We start from the raw sequence: 8124 nt of genomic DNA on the forward strand, positions 1-8124 counted from the left end.
CGCCGCCGGTGGCCCCCGGGCGCCCCCACCCCCCCACCCGCCCGGCGCCCCCCCCCAACGGGTGTTGGTCCCGTTTCGGCCGCCCCCCACCGCCCACAACCACCTGTTCGGCACCAGGCCGGGACGGGTCAGCCCGCGAGGTAGCGGGCGTACGCGCCGGTGGTGAGGAACGGCGGGAACTCCTCGCCCAACGCCACCTCGCGGAAGAGGGCCGCGGCGTCGTCGAAGCGGTCGCCGGCGGACCGCGGCAGGCCGCGCAGGACGTCGCGGAGCACGGCCTCGCAGCGCACCCGGGTGATGGGCAGGCCGTCCTCCGTCGTCGTGCCCGACGCGACCCACTGCCACACCTGCGACCGGGAGATCTCGGCCGTGGCGGCGTCCTCCATCAGGTGGTCGATGGCCGCCGCGCCGGTGCCCCGCAGCCACGACTCGACGTACCGCAGCCCCACGGACACGTTGGTCCGCAGCCCGGCCGCCGTGACGGTCGCGCCCTCGCGCCGCGCCGAGGCGACGTCGAGCAGCTCGGCCTGGCCCACCTCGACGTCGTCGCGCAGCCGGTCCACCTGGTTCTCGCGCTCGCCGAGCACCTCGTCGAACGCCCCGCGCGCCACCTCGACCAGGTCCGGGTGAGCCACCCAGGTGCCGTCGAAGCCGGCCGCGGCCTCGCGGGTCTTGTCGGCCCACACCTGCTCGACGGCGCGCTCGGTCACCTCGGGGGAGCGGCGGTCGGGGATGAAGGCGCTCATCCCGCCGATGGCGTGCGCCCCGCGCTTGTGGCACGTCGCGACGAGCAGCTCCGTGTACGCCTGCATGAACGGCGCCGTCATCGTGACCTGACCACGGTCGGGCAGCACGTACGACGACCCCCTCTTTCGGAAGCACTTGATCACGCTGAACAGGTAGTCCCAGCGGCCCGCGTTCAGCCCGGCGCAGTGGTCGCGCAGCTCGTAGAGGATCTCCTCCATCTCGAACGCGGCGGGCAGCGTCTCGATCAGCACGGTGGCGCGGATCGTGCGGCGGGGGAGGCCGAGAGCCTCCTGCGCCGCCTCGAAGACCTCGTTCCACAGCCGCGCCTCGCGGTAGCCCTCGAGCTTCGGCAGGTAGAAGTACGGCCCGCGCCCGCGGGAGATCAACTCGTGGGCGTTGTGGAACAGGTAGAGGCCGAAGTCGACCAGCGTGCCGGACGCCGGCTGCGTCGACCCGTCCGGGCCGGTGTAGGCCAGGTGCGACTCGAACAGGTGCCACCCGCGGGGGCGGAAGACGATCGTCGGCAGCTCGGTGAGGTCGGTGGAGCGCAGGGCGTACCGCTTGCCCGCCGGGTTGGTGAAGGTGAGCGTGCCGCGGATCGCGTCGTGCAGGGCGAGCTGGCCCTCCACGACGTTGCGCCACGTGGGCGACTGCGCGTCCTCGGCGTCGGCCAGCCAGCACCGGGCGCCCGAGTTGAGCGCGTTGATCGTCATCTTGGGGTCCGTCGGGCCCGTGATCTCGACGCGGCGGTCGCTCAGCCCCGGCGCCCCGGCCGCGCCCGCGACCCGCCAGGACGGGTCGTCGCGCACGGGCCGGGTGGCCGGGTGGAAGTCCGGGTCGTCTCCGTCGGCGATGCGCCGCATGCGGCGCTGCCGCTCGAGCAGCAGCTCGGTGCGGTCGTCGGCGAAGCGGTCGTGCAGCATCGCCAGGAACGCCAGCGCCTCTGGGGTGAGGATCTCCTCGTCGCGCGCCTCCAACGGGGCGGTGACGGTGAGGTGCCCCTCCGCGAGCGACGTCCCGCCCCAGACGAACGGGTCGGTCGCGGTGTCGGCGAGCGGCGTGCCGACGGCGGGCGCGACGGCGGGCACGGGGGCGGTGGTCGGGGACGTGAGCGTGGTCATGGCGTGCCTCCGGTCTGTCGGGGCTGGTCGTGGCTGGGGAGGGAGCGGGGGTGACCCGCTCAGAACTGCGCGGCCTCGGTGGAGCCGGCGAGCGCGAGGGTGGCGGCGTCGGGGTTGAGCGCCGTCGACACGCGGTCGAAGTAGCCGGTGCCGACCTCGCGCTGGTGCTTGGTGGCGGTGTAGCCGCGCTCCTCGGCGGCGAACTCCGCCTCCTGGAGCCGCACGTAGGCCGACATCTGCTCCCGGGCGTACCCGTGGGCGAGGTCGAACATCGAGTAGTTGAGGGCGTGGAAGCCGGCCAGGGTGATGAACTGGAACCGGAAGCCCATCGCGCCCAGCTCGCGCTGGAACTTCGCGATCGTGTCGTCGTCCAGGTGCTTCTTCCAGTTGAACGACGGCGAGCAGTTGTAGGCGAGCATCTGGTCCGGGAAGTCGGCCTTGACGGCCTCGGCGAACGACCGCGCGAGCTCGAGGTCGGGGGTGCCGGTCTCCATCCAGATGAGGTCGGCGTACGGGGCGTAGGCCTTGGCCCGCGCGATGCACGGCTCGACGCCGTTGCGCACCTCGTAGAAGCCCTCGCCGGTGCGCCCGCCGGTGAGGAACGGGCGGTCGCGCTCGTCGACGTCGGAGGTGAGCAGGGTGGCCGCCTCGGCGTCCGTGCGGGCGATGACGACGCTCGGCACGTCGGAGACGTCGGCCGCGAGCCGCGCCGCGTTGAGCGTGCGCACGTGCTGCTGGGTGGGGATCAGCACCTTGCCGCCCAGGTGGCCGCACTTCTTCTCGCTGGCGAGCTGGTCCTCCCAGTGCACGCCCGCCGCGCCCGACGCGATCATCGACCGCATCAGCTCGTACGCGTTGAGCGGGCCGCCGAACCCGGCCTCCGCGTCGGCGACGATCGGGGCGAGCCAGTCGCGGGTCGGGGCGCCGTTCTCGGACACGTCGATCTGGTCGGCGCGCAGGAGCGCGTTGTTGATGCGGCGCACGACGGCCGGCACCGAGTTGGCCGGGTACAGCGACTGGTCCGGGTAGGTCTGGCCCGCGAGGTTCGCGTCGCCGGCCACCTGCCAGCCCGACAGGTAGATGGCCTGCAGGCCCGCCTTGACCTGCTGCACGGCCTGGTTGCCGGTCAGGGCGCCGAGGGCGTTGATGAAGTCCTCCTCGTGCAGCTGGCGCCACAGCCGCTCGGCGCCGCGCCGGGCCAGGGTGAACTCCTCGCCGACCGAGCCGCGCAGCGCGACGACATCCTCCGCGGTGTAGTCGCGGGTGATGCCGTCCCAGCGCGGGTCGGCGGCCCACTGCTCGGCGAGCTGCGTGGCCGTCTGGGCCTGGTCGCCGGCGCGGGTGGTGCTGCGGGAGTCAAGGATGGCGGTCATGTCGAGCCTCTTTCGTGTGTCTCGGTCGTCGGGGGCGGTGCCGATGACCACGACCCTCGCGCGCCGCGCCACCCCGCGGCCAGGAATCCTGGGGAGAAATATCGAGGTTCTTCTCCTGGACGGAAGGTGTGCCGCGTGTCACCCTCGAGCATGGCCATCTCGACCGAACCGCGGCCCGGTACCCGGGACGACGCGGCGCTGCCCCTCGAGCGGGAGGCCGACGCCCTGACGATCGGCCGCCGCATCCGGCATCTGCGCACCCGCCGCGGCATGACGCTCGAACAGCTCGGCGACGCCATCGGACGTGCGCCGTCGCAGGTCTCGATGCTGGAGAACGGCAAGCGCGAGCCCACCATCGCGCGCCTGCAGGCGGTGGCCCGCGCGCTCGGGGCGAGCGTCGAGGACCTCCTCTCCGCCGAGCCGCCCTCGCACCGCGACGCGCTGGAGATCGAGCTGGAGCGCGTGCAAAGGGGGTCGCTCTTCTCCGCGCTCGGGGTGCGCCCCGTGAAGGTGGGCAAGTCGCTGCCCACGGACGCGCTCGAGGCGATCGTGGGGCTGCAGCGCGAGCTGGAGCGCCTGCACTCCGAGCGCGCGCTCACGCCGGAGGAGGCGCGCCGGGCGAACACCGAGCTGCGCGCCGACATGCGCGCGCAGGACAACTACTTCCCCGACCTGGAGATCGTCGCCCGCGGCCTGCTCGACGACGTCGGCCACGGCCGCGGGCCGCTGCCCCAGCGAGCGGTCGGCGAGCTGGCCGCCCATCTCGGGTTCTCGATCCACTACGAGCCGGACCTGCCCCAGTCCACGCGCGCCGTCATCGACCGGCTCCACCGCCGGGTGTACCTGCCGAGCAACGGGATCCGCGGCCGGTCGGAGGCGCGCTCCGCGGTGCTGCAGGCCCTCGCCTCGCACGTGCTGGACCACGCGGAGCCGCGCGACTACCGCGAGTTCCTGCGCCAGCGCGTCGAGGCCAACTACCTGTGCGCGGCCCTGCTCGTGCCCGAGCGGGAGGCGGTGAAGCAGCTGCGCGAGGCCAAGGAGGCCCGGTCCATCTCGCTCGAGGACCTGCGCGACGCGTTCGCCGTCTCCTACGAGACGGTGGCCCACCGCTTCACGAACCTGGCGACCCGGCACCTGGGCATCCCGGTGCACTTCATGAAGGTCCACGAGTCGGGGGCGATCCACAAGGCGTACGAGAACGACGGCGTGCGGTTCCCCGCCGACCCGCTGGGCACCGTGGAGGGGCAGCACGTGTGCCGGCACTGGACCGCCCGCGTGGTGTTCTCCGTCGCCGACCGGCTCAGCCCGTACTACCAGTACACCGACACCCCGACCGGCACGTACTGGTGCACCTCCCGCGTGCAGGACACCGCCGACGGGCGGTTCTCGGTGAGCGTGGGCGTGCCGTACGCGCAGGTCAAGTGGTTCCTCGGTCGGGAGACGACGGCGCGCAGCACGTCGCGCTGCCCCGACGACGGCTGCTGCCGGCGCCCTGCCGAGCCGCTCGCCCGTCGCTGGGACGGCCACGCGTTCCCCAGCGCCCGCCCGCATGCCTCGATGCTCGCGGCGATGCCGTCCGGCGCGTTCCCCGGCGTCGACACGACCGAGGTCTACGAGTTCCTGGAGCGGCACGCGCCGACGGCGGACGGCTGACGGCGAGCAGGCGGTTGAGCACGTTCTGAGCCGTCATTCGGTGCGGAAGCGCCTGGTCGGCGAGCGGTGGTGGGCGCTCAGTCGTGCCAGGCGCCGACCCAGTCGTCCCAGCGGGGGCCGTCGCCCAGGCCGTCGCCGTCGCCGGCCCGGGTGCGCAGGCCGGCGAGGACGAGGCGGAGGTAGCGCAGGTGCAGCGCGTCCGCCTCGGCGCGGGGGAAGGGGAGCGCGGGGCGCAGGTGGAGCAGCAGCTGCATGACGTCCGCGGTGGTGAACCCGGTCGGCACCAGGCCGCCGGCGCGGTCGTACGCGACCAGCCTTTCGAGGCCGACGCGCAGGTCGCGGGTCGCTTCGGCGAGGTCGTCGGGGAGCGGACCGCCCGCCCCCGGCGGTCGCAGGATGGGGCCGGTCGCGCCGGTGATCTGCCGCGCGAGGAACGTGCCGACGGCGCCGTCGGCTTCGGGCACCCCGTCGGTCCCGCACTGGTCCGCCACCTCGGTCGCCAGCCGCGCCGCCTCGCGCACGGCCTGCACGTGGAGGGCCTCGACCAGGGCCTCCTTGGTGGGGTAGCGGCGGTAGACCGAGCCGACGCCGACGCGGGCGTGCCGGGCGACGTCGGCCATGGAGGCGCCGTGCCCCTGCGCGGCGAAGACCTCGCGCGCCGCGGCGAGCACGGCCGTGTCGTTGGCGCGCGCCTCGCGCAGCCGGCCGGGCAGCGGGCGGTCCTCGGCGGGCTCGTCGGCGGTGGGGGCGGAGGGCATGGGCTCACGGTAGCCGCCGCCTGGGTGCTAAGGTGAATCGGAACGAGCATTCCGTTCCGTTTCGATCGGCGCCGCGCGACGAGGCGCAGCCACCCCCACCACAGAGAGCGAGCACGACCGTGCCTCCGTCCAGCCCCGCGCCCGACGCCGCCCCCGGCCAGCCCGCCGACGCCACCGTCGAGCGACACTCCGGCCGCGTGATCTTCGCGCTGAGCGCGGCCGTGCTCGCCTTCTCGCTGATGCAGACGCTCGTCGTCCCCGCGCTGCCGACCCTCGGCAGGGAGCTGGGCGCGACGGCGCAGGGCACCGGCTGGATCCTCACCGCGTTCCTGCTCGCCGGGGCGGTCTTCGCGCCCGTGGTCGGCAACCTCGGCGACCGGTTCGGGCATCGTCGCGTGCTGCTCGGCACGATCCTCGTGTTCGCGGCTGCGACCCTGCTGGCCGCGGCCGCGCCCACACTCGGGGTGCTGCTCGTGGCGCGCGTCGTGCAGGGCGTGAGCACCGCGACGTTCCCCCTCGCCCTGGCGATCGCCCGCTCCACGCTGTCCGGGCCGCGGCTCGCGTCGGCGTTCGGGTGGATCCCCGGGATGATCGGGCTCGGGGCGGGCGCGGCGCTGGTCGTGGGCGGCGTCGTCGTCGACGCGCTCGGCTGGCGCTGGCTGTTCGTGCTCGGAGCGGCGCTGATCCTCGGCTCCGGCGCGCTCGTCGCGGCCTGGGTGCCGCGCGGCGGCGCGCCCGCCGTGCAGCGCCGGACCGACTGGCCCGGCATCGCCCTGCTCGCCGGCGGGCTCGTCGGCGTGCTGCTCGCCGTCTCGCAGGGCGGCACGTGGGGCTGGGGCTCGCCGCGGACCGTCGTCGTCGGTGCGGTCGGCCTCGTGCTGCTCGCCGTGCTGGTCCTCGTCGAGCGGCGCACGGCCGCGCCCGTCGTCGACGTACGCACCTTCCGCCACGGGCCGATCGTGCTCGTCAGCCTCCTCACCGTGGCCGTGGGCTTCGTGCCCTACGTCTGCTACGTCGCGCTGCCCCTGCTCATGCAGGCCCCGGCGAGCACCGGCTACGGGCACGGCATGAGCGTCACCGTCTCGGGGCTGGCGATGCTCCCCAGCGCGGTGCTCGTCTTCCTCGGCGGGCGCGCCACGCCGGCCCTGGTGCGGCGCATCGGCCCGGGCGGCACCGGGGCGGTCGCGGCCGGCGTCATGGCCGTCGGAGCGGTCGGCCTGGCCCTGTGGCCGGCGACGCCGTGGGCCGTCGTCGTGGCGTTCTCCGTGCTCGGCCTCGGCAACGGCATCGGGTACGCGATCTGCGCGCAGCTCGTCGTCACCTGGTCGCCGCCCACCGAGACCGGCGCCGCCACCGGCCTGAACAGCGTGGTGCGCACCGTCGGCTCCGCGGCGGCCGCCCCGGTGGTCACCGCCCTCATCGCCGCGGGCGCGACCGACCCGGCCGGCGCCTACTCCGCCGCGTTCTGGGTGGCGACGGTCGTCAGCGTCGTCGGCGTGCTGGTCGCCCTCGTGCTCGTGGCGCGGTCGCGGGTCGCGGCGGGCGGCTGAGCCGTCCGCGGGCGGCGCGGTCTCAGGGTCGCCCCAGGGTCGAACCGGGGGCACACCCCATGGTGGCGGGCTGTGCTCCCGGCGGAGGCTGGGACGCATGATCGACGCGATCGCCTCGCTGTGGGCCCAGCTGGAGAGCACGCTGTTCGCGCTCGTCTCCTCCGCCTGGGCGTTCCCCGCGCTGTTCGCGTCCACGGCCGCCGACGGGTTCTTCCCGCCCGTGCCCGGCGAGACCGTGATCATCATGCTGGCGGTCGGCGCCGAGACCGGGCAGGGCGTGAACCTCGCCCTCGTCGTGCTCGTGGCGGCGCTCGGCGCATGGTGCGGCGACCAGGTGGCCTACGCCCTCGGCCGGGCGCTCGGCACGACGCGGGTGCCGTTCCTGCGCGGCCCGCGCGGCCAGCGCGCCGTCGCCTGGGCGGGCCGCTCCTTCGAGCGCCGGGGTGCCTCCGTCGTCCTGGGCGCGCGGTTCGTGCCCGTCGGACGGATGGCGGTGAACGTCACCGCCGGCGCGGTGGGCTTCTCGCGGCGCCGCTTCATGGGCCTGTCCGCCGTCGCGTCCCTCGCGTGGGCGTGCTGGTCGGTGCTGATCGGCGTGGTGGCGGCGGCGCCGCTCGGCGACCAGCCGCTGCTCGCCGTCGCGGTCGGCATCGTCGTGGGCACGGTGCTCGGCCTCGTCGTCGATCGGGTCCTCACGGCCTGGGGAGCCCGCGGACGCCGTGCCGCCCCGGCGACGCCGGCGGCCCTGGTGGAGCAGCGCGAGCCGGCGCTCGCGGGCGGCTCCGCGGGGGCCGGGCCCCCCCGCGGGGGGGGGGCGGGGGGGGGCCCCCCCGGGCCCCCCCCCGGGCGGGGGCCCCGGCCGCCCACCAAGTGGGGCACGGCGGCCCCAACCAGCACCACCACCCCAAAGTAGAAGACCGCA

The 8124-nt window shown here is 75.0% G+C and carries 6 protein-coding genes; 3 read left to right on the forward strand and 3 right to left on the reverse strand.

Annotation, left to right across the window (positions count from 1 at the left end; translation table 11 throughout):
- Positions 1-128 precede the first annotated feature (128 nt).
- A complete protein-coding gene (aceB, locus tag ACFWDO_RS20495) occupies positions 129-1868 on the reverse strand; it encodes a malate synthase A (protein WP_380325781.1) in 1740 nt (579 codons plus the stop codon).
- 59 nt (positions 1869-1927) lie between these two features.
- Complete coding sequence (aceA, locus tag ACFWDO_RS20500; RefSeq protein ID WP_380325784.1) at positions 1928-3241, reverse strand: isocitrate lyase; 1314 nt, start codon at positions 3239-3241, stop codon at positions 1928-1930.
- A 150-nt stretch (positions 3242-3391) separates the two neighbouring features.
- Between aceA and ACFWDO_RS20505 the strand changes: the two genes are divergently transcribed.
- Positions 3392-4894 carry a helix-turn-helix domain-containing protein gene (locus ACFWDO_RS20505; RefSeq protein ID WP_380325796.1) on the forward strand — a complete coding sequence of 501 codons (1503 nt, stop codon included), beginning with the start codon at positions 3392-3394 and terminating at the stop codon, positions 4892-4894.
- A gap of 77 nt (positions 4895-4971) precedes the next feature.
- Here the strand turns inward: ACFWDO_RS20505 and ACFWDO_RS20510 are convergent, their stop codons facing one another.
- Positions 4972-5652, reverse strand: a complete 681-nt coding sequence (locus ACFWDO_RS20510) for a helix-turn-helix domain-containing protein (protein WP_380325787.1) — start codon at positions 5650-5652, stop codon at positions 4972-4974.
- A 119-nt stretch (positions 5653-5771) separates the two neighbouring features.
- On the opposite strand from ACFWDO_RS20510, the gene ACFWDO_RS20515 reads away from it, so the two are divergent.
- Together ACFWDO_RS20515 and ACFWDO_RS20520 are read left to right on the forward strand one after the other, a co-directional pair.
- Positions 5772-7202 carry an MFS transporter gene (locus ACFWDO_RS20515; protein ID WP_380325790.1) on the forward strand — a complete coding sequence of 477 codons (1431 nt, stop codon included), beginning with the start codon at positions 5772-5774 and terminating at the stop codon, positions 7200-7202.
- Positions 7203-7299: 97 nt separating this feature from the next.
- Positions 7300-8115, forward strand: a complete 816-nt coding sequence (locus ACFWDO_RS20520) for a DedA family protein (protein WP_380347142.1) — start codon at positions 7300-7302, stop codon at positions 8113-8115.
- Positions 8116-8124: the final 9 nt, after the last annotated feature.

This window comes from Isoptericola sp. NPDC060185 (assembly GCF_042728595.1).
In the GTDB taxonomy this organism is placed as follows: Bacteria; Actinomycetota; Actinomycetes; order Actinomycetales; family Cellulomonadaceae; genus Isoptericola.